At 65.5% G+C, this 21,891-nt stretch carries 20 protein-coding genes and 1 tRNA gene; 9 read left to right on the top strand and 12 right to left on the bottom strand.

Annotated elements, in window-relative coordinates; genetic code table 11:
- Positions 1–11: 11 nt before the first annotated feature.
- The 3 genes from fsa to M3N53_02200 are packed head-to-tail and all read right to left on the bottom strand — an operon-like array spanning position 12 to position 3,096.
- Complete coding sequence (fsa, locus tag M3N53_02190; protein MDP9067143.1) at positions 12–692, bottom strand: fructose-6-phosphate aldolase; 681 nt, start codon at positions 690–692, stop codon at positions 12–14.
- Positions 689–1,738: a 2-phosphoglycerate kinase gene (locus M3N53_02195; GenBank protein MDP9067144.1), complete on the bottom strand. Its 1,050-nt coding sequence runs from the start codon at positions 1,736–1,738 to the stop codon at positions 689–691. Before M3N53_02195 ends, fsa begins: the two co-directional genes overlap by 4 nt.
- On the bottom strand, positions 1,735–3,096 hold the full coding sequence (locus M3N53_02200) for a 2,3-diphosphoglycerate synthetase (GenBank protein MDP9067145.1): 1,362 nt from the start codon (positions 3,094–3,096) through the stop codon (positions 1,735–1,737). The genes M3N53_02195 and M3N53_02200 overlap by 4 nt, the downstream gene beginning before the upstream one ends.
- A gap of 88 nt (positions 3,097–3,184) precedes the next feature.
- Between M3N53_02200 and M3N53_02205 the strand changes: the two genes are divergently transcribed.
- Together M3N53_02205 and M3N53_02210 are read left to right on the top strand one after the other, a co-directional pair.
- On the top strand, positions 3,185–3,880 hold the full coding sequence (locus M3N53_02205) for a hypothetical protein (protein MDP9067146.1): 696 nt from the start codon (positions 3,185–3,187) through the stop codon (positions 3,878–3,880).
- 101 nt (positions 3,881–3,981) lie between these two features.
- Positions 3,982–4,422, top strand: a complete 441-nt coding sequence (locus tag M3N53_02210) for a hypothetical protein (protein ID MDP9067147.1) — start codon at positions 3,982–3,984, stop codon at positions 4,420–4,422.
- Between the two features lie 7 nt (positions 4,423–4,429).
- On the opposite strand, the gene thrB is transcribed toward M3N53_02210, so the two are convergent.
- The 3 genes from thrB to M3N53_02225 form a co-directional block, all read right to left on the bottom strand.
- The gene (thrB, locus tag M3N53_02215; protein MDP9067148.1) at positions 4,430–5,344 is read right to left on the bottom strand and encodes a homoserine kinase; all 915 of its coding nucleotides are present in this window, start codon (positions 5,342–5,344) and stop codon (positions 4,430–4,432) included.
- A gap of 68 nt (positions 5,345–5,412) precedes the next feature.
- A complete protein-coding gene (thrC, locus tag M3N53_02220) occupies positions 5,413–6,486 on the bottom strand; it encodes a threonine synthase (protein ID MDP9067149.1) in 1,074 nt (357 codons plus the stop codon).
- A complete protein-coding gene (locus tag M3N53_02225) occupies positions 6,483–7,775 on the bottom strand; it encodes a homoserine dehydrogenase (protein MDP9067150.1) in 1,293 nt (430 codons plus the stop codon). The genes thrC and M3N53_02225 overlap by 4 nt, the downstream gene beginning before the upstream one ends.
- Before the next feature lie 71 nt (positions 7,776–7,846).
- Between M3N53_02225 and M3N53_02230 the strand changes: the two genes are divergently transcribed.
- Together M3N53_02230 and M3N53_02235 are read left to right on the top strand one after the other, a co-directional pair.
- Entirely contained in the window at positions 7,847–8,677 is an 831-nt protein-coding gene (locus tag M3N53_02230; GenBank protein ID MDP9067151.1) for an Fpg/Nei family DNA glycosylase, read from the top strand.
- On the top strand, positions 8,674–9,567 hold the full coding sequence (locus tag M3N53_02235; protein ID MDP9067152.1) for a DNA-3-methyladenine glycosylase 2 family protein: 894 nt from the start codon (positions 8,674–8,676) through the stop codon (positions 9,565–9,567). The genes M3N53_02230 and M3N53_02235 overlap by 4 nt, the downstream gene beginning before the upstream one ends.
- Positions 9,568–9,875: 308 nt before the next feature.
- Here the strand turns inward: M3N53_02235 and M3N53_02240 are convergent, their stop codons facing one another.
- Positions 9,876–11,030: a hypothetical protein gene (locus M3N53_02240; protein MDP9067153.1), complete on the bottom strand. Its 1,155-nt coding sequence runs from the start codon at positions 11,028–11,030 to the stop codon at positions 9,876–9,878.
- A complete protein-coding gene (locus M3N53_02245) occupies positions 11,023–11,562 on the bottom strand; it encodes a SigE family RNA polymerase sigma factor (GenBank protein ID MDP9067154.1) in 540 nt (179 codons plus the stop codon). The genes M3N53_02240 and M3N53_02245 overlap by 8 nt, the downstream gene beginning before the upstream one ends.
- Before the next feature lie 210 nt (positions 11,563–11,772).
- Here M3N53_02245 and M3N53_02250 point away from each other — a divergent pair, with 210 nt between their 5' ends.
- A complete protein-coding gene (locus tag M3N53_02250) occupies positions 11,773–13,317 on the top strand; it encodes a hypothetical protein (GenBank protein MDP9067155.1) in 1,545 nt (514 codons plus the stop codon).
- Between the two features lie 94 nt (positions 13,318–13,411).
- Here the strand turns inward: M3N53_02250 and lysA are convergent, their stop codons facing one another.
- The 4 genes from lysA to M3N53_02270 are packed head-to-tail and all read right to left on the bottom strand — an operon-like array spanning position 13,412 to position 17,627.
- Positions 13,412–14,710: a diaminopimelate decarboxylase gene (lysA, locus tag M3N53_02255; protein MDP9067156.1), complete on the bottom strand. Its 1,299-nt coding sequence runs from the start codon at positions 14,708–14,710 to the stop codon at positions 13,412–13,414.
- Positions 14,711–14,719: 9 nt separating this feature from the next.
- Positions 14,720–15,586 (bottom strand): PhzF family phenazine biosynthesis protein, encoded by an 867-nt coding sequence (locus tag M3N53_02260; protein MDP9067157.1) that lies wholly within the window; start codon positions 15,584–15,586, stop codon positions 14,720–14,722.
- A 2-nt stretch (positions 15,587–15,588) separates the two neighbouring features.
- Complete coding sequence (gene argS / locus M3N53_02265; protein MDP9067158.1) at positions 15,589–17,244, bottom strand: arginine--tRNA ligase; 1,656 nt, start codon at positions 17,242–17,244, stop codon at positions 15,589–15,591.
- An 8-nt stretch (positions 17,245–17,252) separates the two neighbouring features.
- Positions 17,253–17,627: a response regulator gene (locus tag M3N53_02270; GenBank protein MDP9067159.1), complete on the bottom strand. Its 375-nt coding sequence runs from the start codon at positions 17,625–17,627 to the stop codon at positions 17,253–17,255.
- Between the two features lie 58 nt (positions 17,628–17,685).
- Between M3N53_02270 and M3N53_02275 the strand changes: the two genes are divergently transcribed.
- The 4 genes from M3N53_02275 to M3N53_02290 all read left to right on the top strand — a co-directional run bounded on the left by M3N53_02275 (position 17,686) and on the right by M3N53_02290 (position 21,890).
- Positions 17,686–17,757 (top strand) — tRNA-Arg (locus M3N53_02275).
- Between the two features lie 75 nt (positions 17,758–17,832).
- On the top strand, positions 17,833–18,192 hold the full coding sequence (locus M3N53_02280; protein MDP9067160.1) for a cupin domain-containing protein: 360 nt from the start codon (positions 17,833–17,835) through the stop codon (positions 18,190–18,192).
- Positions 18,193–18,696: 504 nt separating this feature from the next.
- Positions 18,697–20,361: a GMC family oxidoreductase gene (locus M3N53_02285; protein ID MDP9067161.1), complete on the top strand. Its 1,665-nt coding sequence runs from the start codon at positions 18,697–18,699 to the stop codon at positions 20,359–20,361.
- A complete protein-coding gene (locus M3N53_02290) occupies positions 20,361–21,890 on the top strand; it encodes a patatin-like phospholipase family protein (GenBank protein ID MDP9067162.1) in 1,530 nt (509 codons plus the stop codon). Before M3N53_02285 ends, M3N53_02290 begins: the two co-directional genes overlap by 1 nt.
- Position 21,891 lies beyond the last annotated feature (1 nt).

The raw sequence follows: 21,891 nt of genomic DNA on the forward strand, positions 1-21,891 counted from the left end.
GCTACCAACTCCTATGCCTCCTGCATCGAGGGAGGGAGCTCGCCCAGGTGGGGCTTCGCCTTCTCCCAGTCTTCTGTGAACTTCTTGAAACCCGAGTCGGTGAGTGGGTGCTTCACCAGAGACTCGAAAACCTTGAATGGCATCGTCCCGATGTCCGCGCCCATCCGGGCCGCCTCGACCACGTGCACCGGGTGTCTGAGGCTCGCCGCCAGCACCTGGGTTCCGTATGCCTGAGCGGCGTAGATCTCGCAGATGTCCGACAGCAGCCTGAGGCCGTCGGTCGCGACATCGTCAAGCCTACCTACAAATGGCGAGACTATGTAAGCACCCGCCTCGGCAGCAAGTATCGCCTGCGCCGGCGAGAAGCACAGGGTCACGTTCACCTTGATGCCGTCGTCCGACAACCTGCGGGTCGCGGCGAGACCATTCGGCGTCAGCGCGATCTTCACGACCGCGTTGTCGGCGATCTGCATGATCTCGCGGCCCTGGTTCACCAGCGACTCGGTTTCGTCGCCCGAGACCTCGATCGAGACGTCCCCTTCGACGATCGAGCAGATCTCCTTCACGAGGGGCAGGAAGCCTTGCTCGGCCTTGCCGATCAACGACGGGTTCGTCGTCACGCCTTTCAAGACGCCCCAGCGCACGCCCTCTCTGATCTCGTCGAGGTCCGCGGTGTCTAGGAACAGCTTCATGCGTGTTGCTCCCTTCCTTCGTGATCTAGGGGCACGCCGTTGCCGGGTGCCGTCTGTTTGGCTTCTTCGCGTTGCCTTCCGACGACTTCCACCGCTTGCTCCAACAGGACCTCGTCGGTTCCCTGCAGCTCGACACCGCGCTCGGCCGACTCGAGAGCCCGCGTGATGACGTGGTCGATGACCTGCGTCAGCGTCTCGTCGAGGTCGTAGTGCTCGATCTGTGGAACCCCGCGCATCGCGGCCGAGGAGATCATGTACTTCTGGATCCGCCTGATCTTCTTGAACGCGTTCAGGTAGCGCTCCTGACCGCGCGTGTTGTTGTCACGTCCTCTTCTGTAGAAGTGGCTGCGGTGAACCTCCTCGTCGTCGATCGTCACCAGAAGAGGGACGATCACGGCCTTGTCGCTCTCGATCTTCTCGAGGAACCCGGGCACGAGGTGAGCGCCCTCCAAGATCATGTCCGTCCCCTCGTCTATCGCCCGGTCGATCAAAGCCTGAGCCCCGACCGCCACCGCGGCCGCTTGCTCGCGGAAGCCGATGATCAACCGATCTCCCGAATGAGGGATCGGTTGACGGACCTCGTGGTCGGCCTCGAAAGACGACGAGTAGAGGGTCGGGAACATCTCCTTCGTGAACGCGCTCCGCAACACCTCGCGAACGGCGTCGGTGGATACCACCCTCGTGATGCCGAGTCGCGTCGCGAGCTGCGTCGCGATCGTCGACTTCCCAACTCCCGTGCCACCGCCGATCAAGATGATCAATGGGAGGTCTAGGCGGGCGACGGATTGCCACTTGATGAAGGCCTCGGCGTAGCGGTCTCCGGCCTCTCGACGCAGCACCTCTAGCGTCAGCTCGCGGAGGCGTTCCTGTGAGATGACCTCGTGGTCGAGGGCGCGTAGCTCTTCTTCGACCTTGTTCGCGACCGCGTAGCACTTGGCAGGGCCGAGTCCCGTCACCATCAACGAAGAGGCGGCGAGCCCCTTCGAGTAAGGGAGCCCGGACTCCTCTTCCGCGATGAAGATGTGCTTGCGCCGCGGCTCGGTCACGCATTCCCCTGTTCGAATCGGGTTCGGGCGACGTCTGCGGCCCACCGGGTCGTGCCCGCGGGATCGTCGCCGTCGATCCCGACGGGGACGTTGTCCATGTAGACGACGTCCATGCCACAAGCGAGCGCGCTGCGCGTCGCTACGTCTATGGCTGCCGCTTTGACCTCACACAGAAGGATATCTGCCTCTTTCCTGACGTCGGCTATCTCTTCTTCCAACTTCTTGCGGTCCGAGAGCGAATGCGTGATCCCTACGACCTTGCACCCGTGCTCGTCTTCTAGGTGCTTCCTGATCGGCGTCGATGCCTCCTTGGGGGCGGTGGTCGCCACGAAGACCTTGAGTCCGTCTACCGAACGGGTCGGCGCGGGGCGGAAGACGGTTCGAACGACCCGGATCTCGTCTCTGTCGCGGGGGCCGCGGAAAGCTGTGCGGACCTGAGAAGTGATCTGTGAGATCTGGGAGGGAGAACCGAAAGGTTCCTCGCACATAGTAACCACCACGTAATCCGATAGCAAGAGGCGGTACGGACCGAGGTACCCGGCGAGGTACTCGAGCGGCACCGAAGCGGCCACCACAAGGCCCGTCGCGTCCGCGTGCACGGGCGGGATCGCAGAGCCGGATCCCTCGAGGATCAATAGATCTCCGTTCAGCTCGTTCGCGACCTCGACGCCTTCGCTGACGTTCGAGAACTCGACGCCGCCCGCGAGACCTCCGCCACAGCGGCGACACCCCACCGTCTGGACCCGCCCAAGGAGAGCGTCCTCGATGTAGTCAGACGCCGCATGTTTGCCCGCGTCGGCGAGCTCCAGGAGGTCGGACGGCCCGATCTCGATCTCGTCGCCGCGCATCACCTCGGGTTCGGGCGGTCCCCCGCGCCCCATCGAGACGATCACCGGCCTCACCCCCGCGCCCGTCAACGTGCGTGCGGTAAAGCCTCCTAACGCGGTCTTGCCGGTTCGCTTGCCGGTCCCGATGATGGCAAGAGAGGGCTTGGTCGCCAGGCGCGGGCGCGGAGGCGCGCTGAAGCTGAAGTCGGCACCTTCGTATGTGAGGTTGTGGTGCAGCGCGACGGCGATGAGCTCGTGGCGTCGGCGGTAGTCCAGAACCGGCTCGTCGGAGAGGTCCAGGACGCCGTCCGGCGACAGCTCGCGCAATGCCTCGTCCAGCGTCACCCGGGGGTCGTCTCCGGTGCGGATGGCCACATCGCCGAATGCCTCTACGCCGGCTGCGGGAAGCTTCTCGCGGCCCCCCACCAACACGGCTCCCGCGATTTCGTGGCCTTCCGCCACGACGTCATCCAACGCCGCCTGCACGACCGGTGGATAGTGCTCGCCATCGACCAACACCACGTAGCGCATGGGGTACCCCAGGGATCGAGGGCGATTAAGGGAAGGACGTACGGGGTAACCCTACGTGACGAAGCAACTACTCCTGAAGGAGGGTCCTATGTTCGGAAACAGGTCCGGCCACGCGCACGGGACCACCGGCGCTACGCATGGGACGACGGCCGAGCCCCTCGCCCGAGGCGGTATCGCCTTCGGCCCGATCCTCACCGGAGTCGTGGTCGCGTTCGGCTGCATGTTCCTTCTGTCGGCGATCGTCGGCGGCGTGCTCGCCGCGCTCGGCCTCGCGGAAACCAACGTCACGGAGGGTGAAGCGATCGAGGCCGGTATCGGCGCGGGTATCGCACTGGTGATCGCCCAGTTCCTCTCGTACCTATGGGGCGGCTACACGGCCGGGCGCATGGCGCGCGGGTCGGGTATCGGTAACGGCCTGCTGGTCCCCCTCACGGCGCTGATCGTTGCAGCGGTCGTCGGCGCGATCGCGACTGGACTCGGAGCCACGGCAAACCTGAACCTCCCCTTCACGACGAACCAGCTCCCACTGGAGAACAACAACCTCGTCGACTGGGGCATCGGCATCGGCATCGCCTCACTCGTCGCCATGTTCCTCGGCGGGGCACTCGGCGGTGGGATGGGCGCCCGCTGGCACAGCAAGCTCGAGCGGAACGCCGCGGAAGACGCCACGGCGAGCCACCACGAGGTGGATCTCCGCGATGACACTCCTCCTAGCGGCACCCATACGACGACGCAGGCGGACACGGCCGACGAGCGTGCGCACGACAGCGCCGTACGACGCTGACGCTCTAGACGATCCAAGGCGACCTGATCCCGTCCGGACACACCGGGCGGGATCATTCGCGTCCGCAGGAGGCGCGCCGGACGCGGAGAACCGCATGTCGTATGAGGAAGCTCATCGGGGTCCTGACCGCGCTCGCCTTGCTTGCGGCGTTCGGGGGCCGCGCGGCCGCGGGCTCACCGTTGACCGCGTCCGGTGCCGACGTCACGGTGTACGCGGCCGGAGGCACGCAGCTGAGCAACGGCTTCTTCTTCCCTGGAACCGCCATCGCGAACGGCAACGACTACATCGGCGAGCCGTTGGTGGTTCCCGAGGGCTCGAACCTGCGCTTCTTCAACCTGGACGTGTCGGCGTTCGCCGGCGCGCACAAGATCACGTCGTTCAAGCGCGTGAAACGGGCGGGCAAGAAGGTGCCGCTGTTCGCGTCGAAGCTCGTCGACGGCCCCGGCGAGGACCTGGTGATCACCTCGCACGTGAAGCCGGGGACCTATCCCTACTTCTGCCCGATCCACGCCGGGATGTTCGGGCTCATCGAGGTTCGCTAGACGCGGTTCAGGCCTCGGACCGGGCGCCCTCAGGCTCCCACTCGCTCACGAACACTCTCCAACCGCTGTCGCGTTCGCGGCAGACGCGGCGCACCTGCTCGGCTCGCGTCACCGCCTCCGGACGCGGGATGACGAGGACCAGCGACGGCCCCGCCCCAGCCAACGCGACCGGAAGCCCCGCCTCTCGCAGCTCCTGATGGACCGCCTTCGTCTCCGGCATGAGCTTCAAGCGGTGGGGCTCGTGCAGCCGGTCGTTCATCGCATCGCTCAAGATCTCCGCGCCAGCACCCGTCGTGATAGCGGCGACCAACAACGCGGCGCGAGACGCGGTGAACTGCGCGTCCGCGAAACCCACCTTCGCGGGAAGAGCGCGCCGCGCCTCCTCCGTCGGGAACCCACCCCGCGGCACCGCCACGATCGGAACGAGCCGCTCGTTCGGCGGCAGCCGGAAATGCTTCAGCTCACCGTCCGCCCTGGCGTGATAGCAGACGACGAGCCCGCCCAACAGCGCCGGCAGCACGTTGTCTGGGTGTCCCTCCATGCTGGTGGCCAGTTGCACCATCTCGATCTGAGGAACGTTCCTGCCCGTCACCGCGCGAGCCGCGTACAGGCCGCCGACGACCGCGGCGGCGGAAGATCCGAGACCGGCCGCGAGCGGGATCCGGTTCTTGATCCTGACGGCGTACCCCGGTGGCCGTCGCCCGACGTGGTCGAAGAATGTGTTCATCGATCGGATGACGAGATTCGTCTCGTCGGCGGGAAGCGTGTCGGCTCCCTCGCCCTCGACAACGATCTCGATCGAGTCCCGGCGCGGCTCGATGTCTATCTCGAGGTGCATCGCGATAGCGACGCCGAGCGAATCGAAGCCGGGACCGAGATTGGCAACCGTCGCCGGCACGCGCACCTTCACCGCTGCAGGCATCTCACCTCGTCTCTTTCTTTTCTGTAGCAGGGGATCTCAGGGCCGGAGGCTATAACCGAAGCATCGGCTCAAGCGAGCTCCAGCTCCTGCAGGATCGGTCCCAGTTCCGGCCGCACCAGCTTCGGCCGAGCCGCACCCGCGATCGCCCAGTCGGGGTCCTTCAAGCCGTGGCCCGTCAGCACGCAAGTCACGGTCGCTCCCGCCGGGATGAGACCGCGTTGTTTCAGTTGTCGCAGGCCGGCAACGCCCGCGGCCGACGCCAGCTCGACGAACACCCCCTGCTCGGCCAAGCCCTTGTAAGCCTCGACGATCTCCTTGTCCCGTACCGAAGAGATCGCTCCACCCGAGCTCGCGGCGGCATCGGTGGCTCCCTTCCACGATGCGGGATTACCTATCCGGATAGCGGTGGCCACGGTCTTCGGCTCCGCGATCGCTTCCCCTCGAACGATGGGGTTCGCGCCCTCCGCCTGGAACCCGTACATCTTCGGGAGCCCGTCACACCAACCGGCCTCCTGGGCCTCGCGATACCCGCGCCAGTAGGCGGTGATGTTCCCCGCGTTCCCCACCGGCATAACGTGGATGTCGGGAGCGCGACCGAGGTCTTCCACCACCTCGAACGCAGCCGTCTTCTGTCCTTCGATCCGGTGTGGGTTCACCGAGTTCACCAGCGTCATCGGATGCGCCGCGGCCATCTCCTTCGTGAGGTTGAGGGCGAGATCGAAGTTGCCGTCGATCTCGAGGACCCGCGCGCCGTGCACCAGGGCCTGTGCAAGCTTTCCCAACGGGACGTTCCCGCGCGGGATCAGAACCGCGCACACGACTCCCGCCCGTCCGGCGTATGCGGCTGCCGATGCGCTGGTGTTGCCCGTTGAAGCGCAGACGACGGCTTGCGAGCCCTCTTCGAGCGCTTTGGAGATCGCTACGGTCATGCCGCGGTCCTTGAACGAGCCGGTCGGGTTCAAACCCTCGTACTTCAGCCAGACCTGCGCGCCGATCTCATCCGACAGCCGCGCCGAGTGGATCAAGGGCGTGGCGCCCTCGTGCAGGGTGACGATCGGGGTGGCGTCGCTTACCGGAAGGCGGTCGTAGTAGCGGCGGATGATCCCACGGCGCGCCGCGGCCGGCGGGATCTCGGTCCTCATGCCTCGCTCGTTCCCTCGACGCGCATCTTCGACGCGATCTCCTTCACGACCTCGAGCCCCTGCAGCCGTTCGAAAGTAGCGCGGTGGCGTCCCTCGCCGGCGAGGTGGGTGATCAGCACCAACGTTGCCTGATCGCCCGTCCCTTCTTGGCGGACGCTGGAGATGGAGATCCCCTGGTCGGCGAATGCGCCTGCGACCGCGGCCAGCACGCCGGGCTGATCCAGCACCGACAAGACGAGGTAGTAGCGAACCGGCGCCTGCTCTTGCGGGAGGATCGTGGCGCGCCGCGAGTAGCCGGCGCTCGCGGGAGAGCGGCCGCCCGACACGATGTTGCGCGCGATCTCGACAACGTCACCTGTCACCGCGGAAGCGGTTGGTGCTCCCCCGGCACCCCGTCCCAGGAACATGAGCTCGCCGACGTTCTCGCCCTCGACAAAGATCGCATTGAAGACGTCGCGCACGGCCGCCAACGGATGGGTGCGAGGGAGCATCGCGGGGTGGACGCGCACGGAGACGCTGTCGCCGGCAGCCTCGGCAACCGCGAGGAGCTTCACCTCGTAACCGAGCTCGTGCGCCGCCGCGATGTCGGCCGGAGTCACGCGGGTGATCCCTTCAGTCTCGATGTCGTCGGGGACCACGGTCGAGCCAAAGGCGAGCGTCGCGAGGATCGCGAGCTTCGACGCGGCATCGGACCCCTCCACGTCGGCCGAAGGATCCGCTTCCGCGTAACCAAGCACGACGGCCTCTGCGAGAGCGTCCTCGAACGACTCGCCCGTCTCCGACATGCGCGTGAGGATGAAGTTCGTGGTGCCGTTGACTATGCCCATCACCTTGTGGACCCGGTCCCCGGCGAGAGACTCGCGCAGGGGGCGGAGGATCGGGATCCCGCCGCCGACGGCACCCTCGAACAGCACGTCGACCCCCGCGGCCGCGGCCGCCTCCAGCACCTCTCCTCCGGCGCTCGCGAGGAGCTCCTTGTTAGCGGTAACGACGTGTTTGCCAGACGCGATGGCCCGCAGGATCAGGTCGCGGGCCGCGGTCACTCCGCCCATCGCCTCGACCACGATGTGGATCGAGGGGTTGTCCACCACCTCCCCAGGATCCGAGGTCGCCCGCCTGGGATCGAGCTCGACGGAACGGGCGCGGCCCGGGTCCCGAACCGCAACCTTGACGACCTCGATCGGCGCCCCGACGCGAGCGGCGAGTTCGTCGGCGTTGTCGTTCAGGATCCGAAGCGTCGCCCCTCCAACCACGCCGCATCCGAGCAGACCCACCTTGACCGTTTCCATCGCGGAACGCTAAACCGTGCTGGGGCTCTCCAGAAGCGGCTTCTACCGATCGCTACCTCTAGGCTGGAGAGGTGCCAGAGCTACCGGAGATGCAGGCGCTCGCCGAGCGACTGACCGATGCTTACGGCGGCCAGACGCTGAGCTCCTTCGCCCTCCTGCAGTTCTCGGCTCTGAAGACGTTCGAGCCCGATCCGCTGGCGCTGCGTGGCCGAACCCTTGGCTCCGTCGGCCGGCGCGGCAAGTACCTGCTGCTGCCGTTCGGCGACCACCGCCTCATCGTGCACCTGTCGCAAGGAGGGCGGATCGACTTCGAGGCGCCGCCCAAGACAACGAAGCCGAAGGGAGCCGTCGCCCGGTTGGGCTTTGACCACGCGTCGCTGTTGATCAAGGAGTTCGGAACCGAACGAAAGGCGTCACTCTGGGTTGTGGCGGCGGACGATCCCGGACCCTTGGAGGGTTTGGGTCCGGAGCCTTTCTCCGACGCGTTCGAGGAGCTGGTGCTATCGAGCGACGAGCGGCGACGCATCCACACGTTGTTGCGCGATCAACGCTTCGTCGCCGGGATCGGGCGCGGTTTCAGCGACGACGTGCTGCACCACGCGCAACTGTCACCTTTCGACTCGCTGGCCTCTCTCGACGAGACCAAGAGGCGGGCCTTGATCGAGTCCATCCGCACGGTGCTCCAAGAGGCGACGCAGCGAGAGCGAGAGCGGACCGGGGGCCTCCCCGCGAAGATGGGTGACAGGTTCACGATCCATAACCGGCACGGGCAGCCGTGCCCCCGCTGCGGACACGAGATGCATCGCATCTCCTACGAGTCACACGAGGTCACCTACTGCCCGGTCTGTCAAACGGGGGGCCGCGTCGTGGCCGATCGCCGCCTGTCGCGGCTGCTGAAATGAAGCGGATCCTGAGGCTCGACGCCCCACTCGATCTGGGACTCACGTTGCGGCCGTTCGTGCGCGGCCGCGGAGATCCGACGATGCGGCTGGAGCGCACGGAGGCATGGAGGGCGACGAGAACACCGTTTGGACCCGCCGCCGAACACCTGCGCGTCCGCTGCGGGGCCGTGGAGGTCGAGGCGTGGGGGCTGGGGGCAGAGTGGCTCCTCGATCGCGCTCCGGCCCTCCTCGGGATGCACGACGATCCCGCCGGGTTCAAGCCGCGACATCCACAGCTACGAGAGGCCCACCGCCTGCATCCGGGTCTTCGCATCGGCCGCTCCGACTCCGTGGTTGAGTCGCTCGTCCCGACGATCCTCGAGCAGAAGGTCACGGGCACCGGAGCCCGCCGTTCGTTCCGCGCTCTCGTCCGTGCCTACGGGGAGCCGGCGCCCGGGCCGTGGTCGCTCCTGCTGTGTCCGGAGCCGACGCTCTTGGCGTCGCTCCCGTACCAGGAGTTCCACCCGCTCGGCGTCGAGCGCCGGCGAGCGGCCGCGATAAAGATCGCCTGCTCGTACGCGACGCGTCTGGAGGAAACGATTGGGCTTGACTCCGCTACAGCATGGCGCCGCCTCCTGGCGCTACCCGGTGTCGGCCCGTGGACGGCTGCGCTGGTCGCGGGTGCCGCATGGGGCGACGCCGACGCGGTCGAGGTGGGCGATCTTCACGTCCCCCACAGCGTGTGCTGGTTCTTGGCGCGCGAACCGAGAGGAAGCGACGCCAGAATGCTCCAGCTGCTCGAGCGATACGCGGGCCAGCGGGGGCGCGTCATACGGCTGATCGGGGCCTCGGGGATGCGCGCTCCGCGCTACGGGCCCAGAGCCGAGGTCGTGAGCTACGCCAAGATCTGACCCAGCGGTGGGCCAACAAAGTTCCGCAGCAGCCAATCCAAAAAGATAGGGGAGACGGAACAAACCCACGACAATTGTCGTTATCAGGAACCGACGCAAGTGGTTCAGAACAAGCCACGTGCCTGATAAGCGAGGAGGGGGGCCGCAGTGGCTAAGGAAGCGTTCTGTACCAGGTGCGAGCGGACGGTCTACATCGGCGACGAAGACGGCGACGGCTGCCCCGTCTGCTCCAGTCCCCTCGTAGAGCAGGCTTCCATCGAGGCGGTTCTCGCGCCTCCAGCACCGGCCTAAAAGACCCGCTACTTAGGTCACCGGTAGGGGTCGACCTGGACGATCTTGCGGTTGTTCGGGTCGCTCACCCACACGTACCCCTCTCCGACCGCGACCTTCGAGCCGGGATGAGAGACCTCGAGTGGGTCGCCCGAGATCTGTAGAGACCGCGGGTCCACGCGGAACAGTCGGGACACCGCGTCCTTCGGCATGTTCATCCCCAGGGGGGCCGTCGTCGCCCACAGGTAACCCTCGCCGGCCGCGACCGACTCGATCACGTCCGGCAGCGTCACCGCGCGCTCGTTCACCTCGCCGGTCTCGGGGTCTATGCGCGTGATCGTGTTTCCGCCGTTGCGGGTCCCGTGGCGCAAGACCCACACGGCGCCTTCACCGACGACGATGTCGGCGGGACCGCCCTCACGCTTCGACAACGGGAACGTGCGGGGGTCTGGGTCCGATCCGGCACTCAGACGCACCACCTCGTACCGCCCGTCGTAGAACCCCAGCGAGAGCCAGATCGCGCCGTCGGCGTAGGTCATATCGGCCACAACGCCGCCGGGGAACTCGAACTCGGAGCGGTAGCCGAGGTCGGCGGCGTCCGCCTCGTACAGGATCGTCGAGTCGTTCTGTTTGATCTGGCTCGCGTACCAAACGCGGTCTTCGCCCGCTGCGATCGAGCCGGGGAGACCCGGCACGGTGATGGCGCTCGCGGCCTCATCGGAGCCGAACGGGACGCGGCTGACCCCGTGGCCGAACGCGTCCGTCACGTACACAGCCTCGTCGTCCACCGCGATGTCATCGGCAGGTGACACCGGTGACCTCGTCTCGACGACGCTCCGCTCGGGATCGATGCCGACGATCCCGTCACTGTGCGTCACCCACAAGGCTCCGAGGCCGGGTTGCATCATCACGGCGCCGGGCACATCTATGGTCGCCACGACCACGGGGTTCCCAGCGGGTCGGACCGGAGCGGCTCGATCCACTCGAGGAGGGGCGAGCTGCACCACCAGTACGCCCACCGCCACGGCGGCGGCGGCTAGCGCGGCGCCTCCAGCGGTAAAGGTGAAGCGGCGTCTGCGCACCCGCGAGCCGATCCGTGCTCGTGCAGCCGGGACCTCGGCCTCGATGCTCCTGATGTGGTCGTCGCGCACCGCCTTCAGCGAATCGCCCAGCAAACGGTCGAAGTCAGTCACGACGGTCACCTCCGGTCGATGCTGCAAGCTCGCGCTCGAGCTTCGTTTTGGCTTTGAAGAGTTGAGACTTCACGGTCCCCACGGAGCACTCGAGGACATCTGCGATCTCGGGCTCGGTCATGTCCTCCAGATAGCGGAGAACCACGCAGGCTCGCTGTCTCTCGGGCAGGCGCCGGACCGCATCCCACAGGTCCATCCGCAGCTCGCGCTCCAGGTCGGGTGCGACGTCCTCCGCCCGATGCATCAACGCGTTGACCCGGTGCTCCACCTTGGCGCGCCTGAACCTAGACCGACACAGGTTCACCACGATCTGTCGCAGGTACGCGTGCGGGTGGTCCAGGCGCCGGAACCGGTTCCAAGTCGAGAAGGCCTTGAGGTAGGCCTCCATCACGACCTCCTCGGCACCGGCGCTGTCACCCAGCATCACGAAAGCGAGCCCGCGGAGGCTCTTGTAGTGCTGGTCGAAGAGGGCAGTGAGCTCCTCGTCCCGATCGGGTACGCCCGCTAGCCCCGCGCCCGGCCTCTCTTTCACCGCACCCACCATCATCGTCCCTCTCGCTCGGTTGACAGTGCAATGCACGAGAGGCAGCAAAGGTTGCCCGGACGGATGCGGGCTGCTCTACCTGCGAGGCGGCACGACTACAGGACCGAGACGCGAGTCGTCGCACAACTGTTCCCCCGTTCCTCACGCCGCAGAGCCACGAGGGGGGCAACCCCATGAGATCCGTCGAAAGGAGCTCGCGTGTCTCACGAACCAAGGTGGTTCCGCCTCAGGGGTGTTTCCTCCGCTTGCAAAGCCGTGCCGCTGGTGGCCGCCCTTGTCGTTTTCCTGCTGCCGAACCTATCGCTCGCACAAGAACCCTCCGAAGCCGTACACGTCGGAACGCTCACCGCAGCTACCCCGCTTTTCTGGGACGGCGGCTACGTCGCATTCAGCCGCGGGCAGGCACAGGCGTTCACGTACTACACCGAGCGCGCGGCTCAGCGGAGGGCCCCTGCAGCCACCGATCCTTGCAAGACCAAGACGTCGCCGTGTTGGCTCTACTCGTTCGACGTGACAGAGACTGCGACTGAGCTACGCGTCTCACTCGACTCGGCGTCGAAAGACGATTGCTACGGCTTCGAGGTGATCGATCCGACGGGGACGCAGCGCGCTTTCAAAGAAGGCTGTCCCATAGCGAGGGTCGGTGTAGGCGTTACGCCCAACTTCGGCGTGGGCAATGTCGGCAGCGCTGAGCTCTTCAACCACGAAGCTTTCATCAAGGACCCTGTTGTCGGCACATGGCAGGTGAAGGTTGTGGTCGGGGATGTGACCGACTGGGCGTTCCGAATGCGCGCCGCACTCGTGCAGGCGGCCGAGGAGCCGGAACTGTTGGCACCCAACTTCACACCGTGGCTCCCCTACCAGTTCGGCTTCGCGGCACCGCTGAATCCGAGATCCGGTACGTCGCGCGAGAACATCAACCCCGCTGGCTCCGCGCCCATGTCTTGCACCTGGGAGGAAACGGTCGACCGAGGAGCAACGAGGTGCCTTCGCTTCTCCTCCGGCGTTCACAACGTCGGCGACGGTCCCTTCTATCTGAAGTTCCTCGAGGACGACCGAGCCGTGCAACACACCTACTACTCCGACGACACGCCCGGCTATTACAAGGACAACGAGGAGACAGGGAACTTCGTCGAGTCCGACGCCGGCAGTGGTGAGTACCACTCATCCCACGGGCACCGGCACGTCAAAGACATGGTGCAGTTCGAGTTGTTCGAGGTGACGGATCCGGCGCCGGCGCCACCGTACGACCCCGCCGGTAACAGGCTGATCCCGATCGGGACCGGCGCGAAGCACGGGTTCTGCACCTTCGAGAACCAGATCGGGCGCTGGTACACCTTCAACCAGGACCGTCACGGCTCGGTCGCCGCGGTCGGCGCGGGCTGTCAGACCGCGATGTCTCTCGACAAGGGTTGGGGCGACCTGTACCCCTGGTACGTCCCCGGGCAGTACGTCGACTACAGCTCGGTGACGGAAGCAGATGGGAGCATGCGGCCCGGGTTCTACCTCGTGCGCGTAACCGTCGACCCCGCGGACCACATCCTCGAGACCGATGAGGGCGACAACACGGGGTGGGCCTTCATCCGGGTGGTCGAGGGCACCGCTCCCACGAAGGACAGGGTCGTGATCTGTGACCGCGGGTGGGGCGAGAGCCCGTGGCATCCGCACAGCGAGAGTGCGGTCGAACCGTTCTGGTGGACGATCCAGCAGTCGAGCCCCGCGCCGCTCAACGGCGAGTGCTAGATCGCGATCCCGGGTAGCCTCCGCGTCTCTCCGCAGGGCCGTGACGATGCCTCGGCCCTGCGGAGCTCCGCGGTCCTCGGGTCGGCCCCTGCCTCTACAGCGGCGAGCCGTCCAAATGGCGATCGAGCGCCAACAGATGGTCGAGGGTTTCCCTAGCGACGATCTCTATAGCCTCGCCCTCCTGTAGCAACACGATCGGGGGCCGCGCCAGCCGGTTGTAGTTCGACGCCATCGAGTACGTGTAGGCGCCGGTCGCCGGGATGCACAAGAGATCGCCTTCCGCGACGTCTTCGGGCAGCTCCGCGTCCTTGATCAGCACATCTCCGGATTCGCAATGCTTGCCGCACACCGTGACAGCGCGCAGCGCGGCCGCGTCCATCCGGTTCGCGAGGAACGACTCGTAGCGCGCGCCGTAGAGGGCCGGACGGATGTTGTCCGACATACCTCCGTCAACCGCGACGTACGTGCGCACGCCGGGGATCCTCTTTACCGTCCCGACCCGGTACACCGTCACCGCACTGGGTCCGACGAGGGATCGACCCGGCTCCAGGCTTAAGGCGGGGATCGCGAGGCCTTGTGCGGTGAACTCCCGCTCCACGGCCTGGAGGATCGACGTCGCGGCTGCCGCAGGATCCAGGACCGGCTCATCCTTCGTGTGCGCGATCCCGAGACCGCCCCCGAGGTTCAGCTCCGCCGCCTCGAACCCGAACTCGTCCTTGGCGCGGCGCAGGAACCCCGCCAGCGCCTCGACCGCAAGGTCGAAGGCCGCGAGCTCGAAGATCTGGGACCCGATGTGCGCGTGGACACCCACCAGAGGCGCGGACGGAAGACGAGAGGCCCGGCGGATCGCTTCCAGCGCTATGTCTTCTGCCAGCGTGAAGCCGAACTTCGAGTCCTCTTGTCCCGTCTGGATGAACTCGTGTGTGTGCGCCTCCACGCCCGGCGTCACCCGCACCAACAGCTTCGCCGTCGCCTTCACCTCATGGAGGCGCGCTATCTCCTCGAACGAATCCACCACGATGCGACCGACGCCGAGACGTCGCGCCGCGTCCAGCTCGTGCAGCGACTTGTTATTGCCGTGGAAGATGACCCTTCCCATCGGGAAGCCGGCACGCCGCGCCGTCTCCAGCTCTCCCCCGCTGCAGACGTCCAACCCCAAACCGAGAGCGTCGATCATCTGGCACACCGCAACACAGCAAAGCGCCTTGCCGGCGTAGAAGACGCGCTCGGGCTCCAGCGCGGAGGCGTAGGACTTGGCGCGCGTCTCGAACGTCGCCCGATCCAGCAGGATCAGCGGCGTTCCGAAACGCTCGACGAGCTCGACCACGTCCAACCCCGCGAGCTGCAGGTGCCCCTCGCGGGACGACGCGGTGTCCGGAAGAACCTTTTGCATCCTTCGAGGCTACGGCAACGTGACTAGCGATCCCTCCAGGATCAACACGCAATGACCGCCGACCTCGACGTGGTCTGAAGCAGCCTTCACCAGAAGACGCGACGGCCGCCCCATCTCGACTCCTTGATGGACGACGACGTCGATCGGCCCGAGCCGCGCCGACAGGTAGAGCCCCAGACATGCCGCCGCCGAGCCGGTCGCGGGGTCTTCCGCGATGCCGAGGCCCGGGAAGAATCCGCGGGCGCGAACAACTCCGGCGCCCGTGGCGGTGAAGCAGTAGGCGCCCTCTGCCTCGCCAACGGCGTCTACCAGGTGCGGCGCGGGGCGACACCGCGCCAGTGCCGCTTGATCCCGGAGGGGAACCAACAGCTGCCGGATCCCGACGTCTGCCTCCGCGGGATGGAGACGATCGAGGCTGCGCCCAAGCTCGCGCGGCTCGAGCCCGATCTCCGCCGGCACCACCCCCAGCGCTTTTGCGATCTTTCGCCCGGCCTCTGGATCGCGGCGGCGCAGGTCGTCATGCGCGTCGCCGCGCCGTCGGAACCAGACCTCGTCGCCGCGGAAGCTCACCGTCGTAGGTCCGGCCCGCGAGAGCTGCTGGACCTCGTCTGCATCTATCTTGCCGAGCTTCCGAAGCGCCCACGCGGTCCCAAGGGTGGGATGTCCTGCGAAAGGAAGTTCCTCCTGCGGCGTAAAGATCCTGACGGAGTAGGAATCGGATGCGACGTCGGTGACGAATGCCGTCTCCGACAGGTTCATCTCGGTCGCCACCGACTGCATCTGCTTGGTGCTCAGTGAAGAGGCCTCGGGGAACACCGCCAGAGGGTTGCCGCGGAAGGCTCCCTCCGCAAACACATCGAGCTGGAGGAAATCCACCGCTACATCCTGTCGGGGGCGCTCACCCCGAGGAGGCCGAGTCCATCCGCGAGCACGCGGCGCGTGGCGAGACACAGAGCGAGGCGCGCGTGGGACAGGTCTCGATCGTCGGAAAGAACCTTGCAGTCCCGGTAGAAGCCGCTGAACGTCGACGCGAGCTCCTCGACATAGCGCGTGATGCGTTGCGGGGCGCGCAGCCGTGCGGCGTCCGGAACCACCTCCTCGTAAGACGCGAGCTTCCGCATCAGTTCGTCCTCGCTCGGATGCTCGAGCCGCTCGAGAGGAGCGGTCGCCGCGTCCGGCTCATAACCCTCCGCGTGGGCCTTGCGCAGGATCGAGCAGATGCGGGCGTGCGCGTACTGCACGTAGTACACGGGGTTCTCCGGCGCCTGCTCTTTGACGAGATCGATGTCGAATTCGAGAGGTGCGTCGATCGACCTCGTCAGGAACGTGTAGCGAGCGGCGTCCACACCGACCTCGTCGACCAGCTCGTCCAGCGCGACCGACACGCCCTGTCGCTTTGATGCCTTCACCTGCTCGCCGCCGCGGACCAGCGACACGATCTGCACCAGAGGCACCTCGACGGCGGAGGTGTCGAAGCCGAGTGCTTCCACTGCCGCCATCAGACGCGGGATCGTTCCGTGGTGGTCCGCTCCCCACAGGTAGATCAGGCGGTCGAACCCGCGCGAGAACTTGTCGATCAGGTACCCGAAGTCGGCCGCGATGTATGTCGGCTCCCCGTTGGAGCGGATCACGACGCGGTCCTTGTCGTCTCCCAGCCGCGACGACAAGAACCACAACGCACCCTCGCGCTCCTCCATCAGGCCCTTCTCGCGCAACCTGTCGATCGCGACGGCCACCTGTCCCCGCTGGTGCAGCGTGCTCTCGCAGAACCACACGTCGAAGGTGGTGCCGAATCGTTCCAAGGAGCGCTTCACGCGTTCCAGGACGGGCGGCCACGCGAGCTCGAGTATCCGACGGTCCCGCTCGGGCGCGTCCACCTGCACTAGGGCATCCCCGATCTGCTCCGCCAATTCCTCCGCAAGCGCCCGGACGTCATCGCCCTTGTAGCCGTCCTCAGGCACGTCCGCCTGCACGCCGAAATGCTGGAGGTAACGCGCGGCAACCGAAGCGCCGAACAACAGCATCTGCCGGCCAGCGTCGTTGAAGTAGTACTCGCGGGTGACGTCATGCCCGGTCGCCTTGAGGAGAGCCGCGATCGTGTCGCCGACCGCAGCGTGCCGGCCGCTGACGACGTTCAACGGGCCCGTCGGATTGGCCGAGACGAACTCCACATTCACGCGCACTCCCGCGCCGAGCTGTGAGCGCCCGAAGTCGCCGGCTGTGGCTGCCCTGCGAACGACGTCGTGGAGCCACGAGGGCGACAGGCGGAAGTTCAAGAATCCGGGTCCTGCTACATCGACGCTCTCCACTAGCTCAGAAGGTTCGAGTGCATCCACGATCGCCTGCGCTACATCGCGCGGCTTTCCCACTCCCTTGGATGCCACGAGAGCGATGTTGGTCGCCCAGTCACCATGCTCGCGGTTGCGCGGGCGCTCGAACGACGGTTCCTGGAGGCGATCTGCCGGCAACACGCCGTCCATTGCGACCTTTTCAAGCGCCGCCACGACCATCTGTGTGAGCCGCTCAGTGACCACCGTGCTCCTTACTGGAGCAATCGGTCGACCACGTCCAGGAGGTCCGTGGGATCGAAAGGCTTCGTCAGGTAGTCCGCGACCCCATAGGTCTTGCCGCGCTCGATATCGGACTGCTGCGCCTTCGCCGACAAGAAAACCACCGGGATGTCTTTGGTCGACTCGTTCTCCTTCAGCATCGCGCAGGTCTGGTAGCCGTCCAGGCGCGGCATCATGATGTCCAAGATGATGAGGTCCGGGTGCTCCGCGGCCGCGACCTCGTATGCCTCTTCTCCGTGGCGGGCGAGCAGAACGTCATAGCCTTCAACCTCGAGGTTGACTTCGAGTACCCGCAGGATCGCCGGATCATCGTCGCAGATCAGGATCCGCTTCCCCTCCGTCGGCATGGATGGCGATGCTAACCGGGGGACTGGGCGAGCTGAGGCTCTAAGGTTGTGCCCCCCTGCCCCCGTAGCTCAGGGGATAGAGCACTCGCCTCCGGAGCGAGGTGCGCAGGTTCGAATCCTGCCGGGGGCACACAAAACATGGGCACACACGCATTCGAGAGGGACCAGTTTCCGGAGGAGGTAACCAACGGATCCGATAGAGCTGATGAGAGCGGACGACCGAACAGCTCCGCCCGCCGGCCAAACGCCCGGGATGGTTCGCGAGCAGGCCTTCGTCGCCGACGGGGTGTGGTCGGGAGTGGTGTTCACCGAGCCGGGGATGATCTCGGGATGGCATCACCACGACGAACACGATACCTATTTCTACGTGGCGGCAGGTAGGGCCCTCCTTGAGTTCGGCCCCGGCGGCAGCGACAAGGTCGACGCGGGGCCCGGCGACTTCGTGCACGTTCCCCGTCGCACCGTGCACCGCGAGAGCAACCCCGGTGAGGAGAGGTCCGTGCTCGTAGGCTTCCGCGTCGGCAGTGGAGAAGTTGTGGTGAACGTAGAGGGGCCAGAGTCCTAGCCACGTACGTCAAGTTTGCTGTGAGCGATTCGTCTGGGGCAGACGAGATGGAATTCTTCACGCAGACGTCGCCCAGGGCGACCTCGACACCTCAAACCTCCCGGCGATAATCAGCTGACGAGACGACGTCCCAGGTGGGGACGGGTGCCCATGTTGTGGGTCCCGCCGGGGGCACTGAGCACGAAGTGCGGCCGACGGCAGGATGTCTTTTCATCCCGCCGGGGGCACATAGAGGAACCCAACGTTGGTGGCGCGGAGCTCGGGGATAGAGGCTGCTTCACTCACTGGGCCTCCGGAGCGAGGTGCGCAGGTTCGAATCCTGCCGGGGGCACGCACGATGTCGGCGTGGACCTCTCGCACGGAACGACGGTTGCCCCTCAAAGTGAGGGCTCAGGCCGTCCCGGCCCGCCCAAGGCGCCGGGGGTATCGTCGCCTGAGAAAGATACGCGGGATCCCACGGTCGAGGAGGCAAAGACGGCGCCTGAGCATTTCGACGCGGTCGTCATCGGGTCCGGTTTCGGCGGGGCCGTAAGCGCGTACCGGCTTGCAGAGGCAGGGCTCTCAGTTTGCCTTATCGAACGGGGAAAGCCCTATCCGCCCGGAAGTTTTCCCCGCAGCCCGCGCCGTGTCCGCGACAACTTCTGGGATCCCAGCGAGGGACTCCACGGGATGTTCAACCTCTGGTCGTTCCGCGGTCTGGAAGCGCTCGTCTCGAGCGGTCTTGGCGGGGGCTCGCTGATCTATGCAAACGTACTGATCAGAAAGGACGAGCGCTGGTTCGTAAAGGAAGATCCGCGCGCTGGTTGGTACGAGCACTGGCCCGTGACGCGCGCGGACCTCGAGCCTCACTACGACCGCGCCGAGAAGATGCTCGATGCCCAGCGCTATCCGCTCGAACATCCCCCGTACGACGCGACGCCTAAAACCGTCGCGGTGAAGGAAGCGGCCGCGAAGCTCGGTCTGGAGTGGCAGCTTCCCAAATTGGCCGTCACGTTCGGCAACCCCGGACACATGCCCGTACCGGGAGAGCCGATCGTCGAGGCTCGCCCCAACCTGCACCGGCGCACGCGCTACACGTGCCGGCTTTGTGGGGAGTGCGACCTCGGCTGCAACTACGGTTCTAAGAACACCCTCGATTACAACTACCTGACCGAGGCGAAGCGGCTCGGGGCTGACGTGAGAACGCTTTGCGAAGTGAAGAGTTTCGAGCCGATCGAACGGAGATACGCCGTTGATTATGTTGAGCACAACGGTGAGGAGGAGGGAAACAGGTCCGACACCGGTCCCCTTCCCCGGGTCCGGATCACGTGCGATCGATTGGTGCTGTCGGCTGGGGCGCTAGGGAGTCCCTACCTGTTGCTTCGCAACCGGAGCGCGTTCCCTCGCATCGGTAAGGCGCTGGGCACCAGGTTCTGCGGTAACGGCGACCTCCTGACCTTCGTGAACGATGCCCGCACCACGACAGATGGGGCCAAGCAACAGCGCGTCCTCGATCCGGGACGTGGTCCGGTGATCACCTGCGCTGTCCGAGTACCGGACGCTCTCGACGGAGGCGAGGGGCGCGGGTTCTATATCGAGGACGCCGGCTACCCCGAGTTCGCGAACTGGATGCTGGAGACGATCGACGTTCCCGGCGCGGCGAAACGCGCTATCCGTTTCGGAGCTCGTCGCGTGTGGAGTCGACTCACCAGCGATCCCAGGAGCGACCTCAGCGCCGAGTTCAGGAACCTGCTGTTGGGCGACTGCGATCGTTCGACAACGACGCTGCCACTCCTGGGGATGGGTCGAGACATCCCGGACGGAAACATGAGGTTGCGTGACGGCTACCTGGAGATCGACTGGACGACCAAGACCTCGAGGGATTACTTCGAGCGAGTGCGAGACACGATGAAGGACATCGCTCACGCGATGGAAGCCGAGCTCAACGACAACCCCATCTGGTATTTGAAACGAGTCATCACGGTCCATCCCCTGGGTGGTTGCCCGATGGGGCGGAACGAGCGGGAAGGCGTCGTCGATCCTTACGGTCGGGTGTTCGGCTATCCGGGATTCTTCATCGCAGACGGCTCCGTCATGCCCGGTCCAGTCGGAGCTAACCCGTCGCTCACAATCGCAGCTCTGGCCGACCGATCCGCCGACCGAATGGTCGAGCCCGTCACGCATCAATGATGTCCGACGGAAAGAAGCGCTCGCTCATCCTTGCCGGTGGGGGTCTCAAGGTGGCCTTCCAGGCCGGAGTGCTCCAGGTATGGCTCGACGAGGCTCAACTTTCCTTCGACCACGCGGATGGGGCGAGCGGAGGTGTTTTCAATCTCGCGATGTGGTGTCAAGGCTTCAGCGGGACGGAGATAGCGGACGCTTGGAGAAGCTTCGACCCGAAGGCGGGGCTCGAGTTCAACTGGAGCGAATATCTCAAGCTCTTCTATGCCAGATCCCTCTTCCAGATGGACAAGTTCCGAGCCAACGTCTTCACCAAGTGGGGCTACGACTGGTCCCGGATCCGAGGTACGGACAAAGAAGCGACTTTCAACGTCTACAACTTCACCGACCACGAGCTCGAGGTCATCGAAGCGAAAGACATGGACGAGGAGTTGCTCGTTGCATGTGTGTCGCTTCCTATGTGGTTCCCGCCTGTAGACCGAGACGGTAAGACATATATCGATTCCGTCTTTTACACAGACGCCAACATCCCCGAAGCGATCCGGCGAGGGGCCGATGAGCTGTGGATCATCTGGACCGTGAGCGATGCCGGGGAGTGGAACGACGGGTTCGTGGCGCATTACTTCCAGATCATCGAAGCAAGTGCCACCGGGGAATTCAAGAAGAACCTCGCTCGGATCGGCGAGAACAACGCGGCGGTTGCTCGCGGACAGTCGGGGGAGTTCGGTCGCAACATCGACGTAAAGGTTCTCAAGTCTGAGGTGCCCCTGAACTACCTCATCAACTTCAGCCGCGATCGGATCGCGGAGGCGGTGAACCTCGGCGTCGAAAGGGCCAGGGAGTGGTGTCGGGACCGGCAGATCCCCCTGAAACAGAGTGGCGATAGCTATCCGACACAGGTCCATGAGGCGCAGACGAAGCTGTGGTTCACGGAAGAGATGAAGGGTTATATCTCCGTCGGCGAGACCGACTACGTTCCGGGATACGACCTTGGCCGGCAAGAGCGCACCTTCCTCATGTTCGAGCTCACGATCACGATCGAAGGTGTGAATCGTTTCGTCGTCAGCCCACAGCATGAGGCCGAGGCCGAAGGATGGATAGAGTGCCAGGCGCTCGGCGGGCGTCTACCTGTATCCCGCGGCGTTTTCAACCTGTTCGTCGCCGAAGACGACGCGGGAGTCAAACGGATGCTCTATCGGCTCTTCTTCGAAGACGGGGCCGGGCATCCTCTGACGCTGAGTGGATTCAAGCTCATACGCGACGATCCCGGTGTCGATCTCTGGAGCGACACATCCACTCTTTATGTACGCATCTTGCGTGGCCACATGGGTCCAAACGAAGAGCCTTCGGCCGAGATAGTTGCGTCGGGGATCATCAAGATAATGATGCTCGACTTCCTGCAACAGCTGACGACGTTCAGGGTCGAGGGGCCGACCACGTCCGACCGGGTCGCGGCCATGACGAGCTTCGGAAGACTGTTTCTCGGAAAGCTGTGGGACGTCTACGCACGCGATGTCCTTCCCTCATCTCCCGTATGAG

The organism is Actinomycetota bacterium (assembly GCA_030776625.1).
GTDB lineage: Bacteria > Actinomycetota > CADDZG01 > CADDZG01 > WHSQ01 > MB1-2.

Coding starts and splice junctions, on each gene's coding strand:
- M3N53_02235 (MDP9067152.1), top strand. CDS start 8,674: ATGAAGCGGATCCTGAGGCTCGACGCCCCACTCGATCTGGGACTCACG.
- thrC (MDP9067149.1), bottom strand. CDS start 6,486: ATGAGGACCGAGATCCCGCCGGCCGCGGCGCGCCGTGGGATCATCCGC.
- M3N53_02290 (MDP9067162.1), top strand. CDS start 20,361: ATGTCCGACGGAAAGAAGCGCTCGCTCATCCTTGCCGGTGGGGGTCTC.
- lysA (MDP9067156.1), bottom strand. CDS start 14,710: ATGCAAAAGGTTCTTCCGGACACCGCGTCGTCCCGCGAGGGGCACCTG.
- M3N53_02205 (MDP9067146.1), top strand. CDS start 3,185: ATGTTCGGAAACAGGTCCGGCCACGCGCACGGGACCACCGGCGCTACG.
- M3N53_02210 (MDP9067147.1), top strand. CDS start 3,982: ATGAGGAAGCTCATCGGGGTCCTGACCGCGCTCGCCTTGCTTGCGGCG.
- M3N53_02280 (MDP9067160.1), top strand. CDS start 17,833: ATGAGAGCGGACGACCGAACAGCTCCGCCCGCCGGCCAAACGCCCGGG.
- M3N53_02200 (MDP9067145.1), bottom strand. CDS start 3,096: ATGCGCTACGTGGTGTTGGTCGATGGCGAGCACTATCCACCGGTCGTG.
- M3N53_02225 (MDP9067150.1), bottom strand. CDS start 7,775: ATGGAAACGGTCAAGGTGGGTCTGCTCGGATGCGGCGTGGTTGGAGGG.
- fsa (MDP9067143.1), bottom strand. CDS start 692: ATGAAGCTGTTCCTAGACACCGCGGACCTCGACGAGATCAGAGAGGGC.
- M3N53_02270 (MDP9067159.1), bottom strand. CDS start 17,627: ATGCCGACGGAGGGGAAGCGGATCCTGATCTGCGACGATGATCCGGCG.
- thrB (MDP9067148.1), bottom strand. CDS start 5,344: ATGCCTGCAGCGGTGAAGGTGCGCGTGCCGGCGACGGTTGCCAATCTC.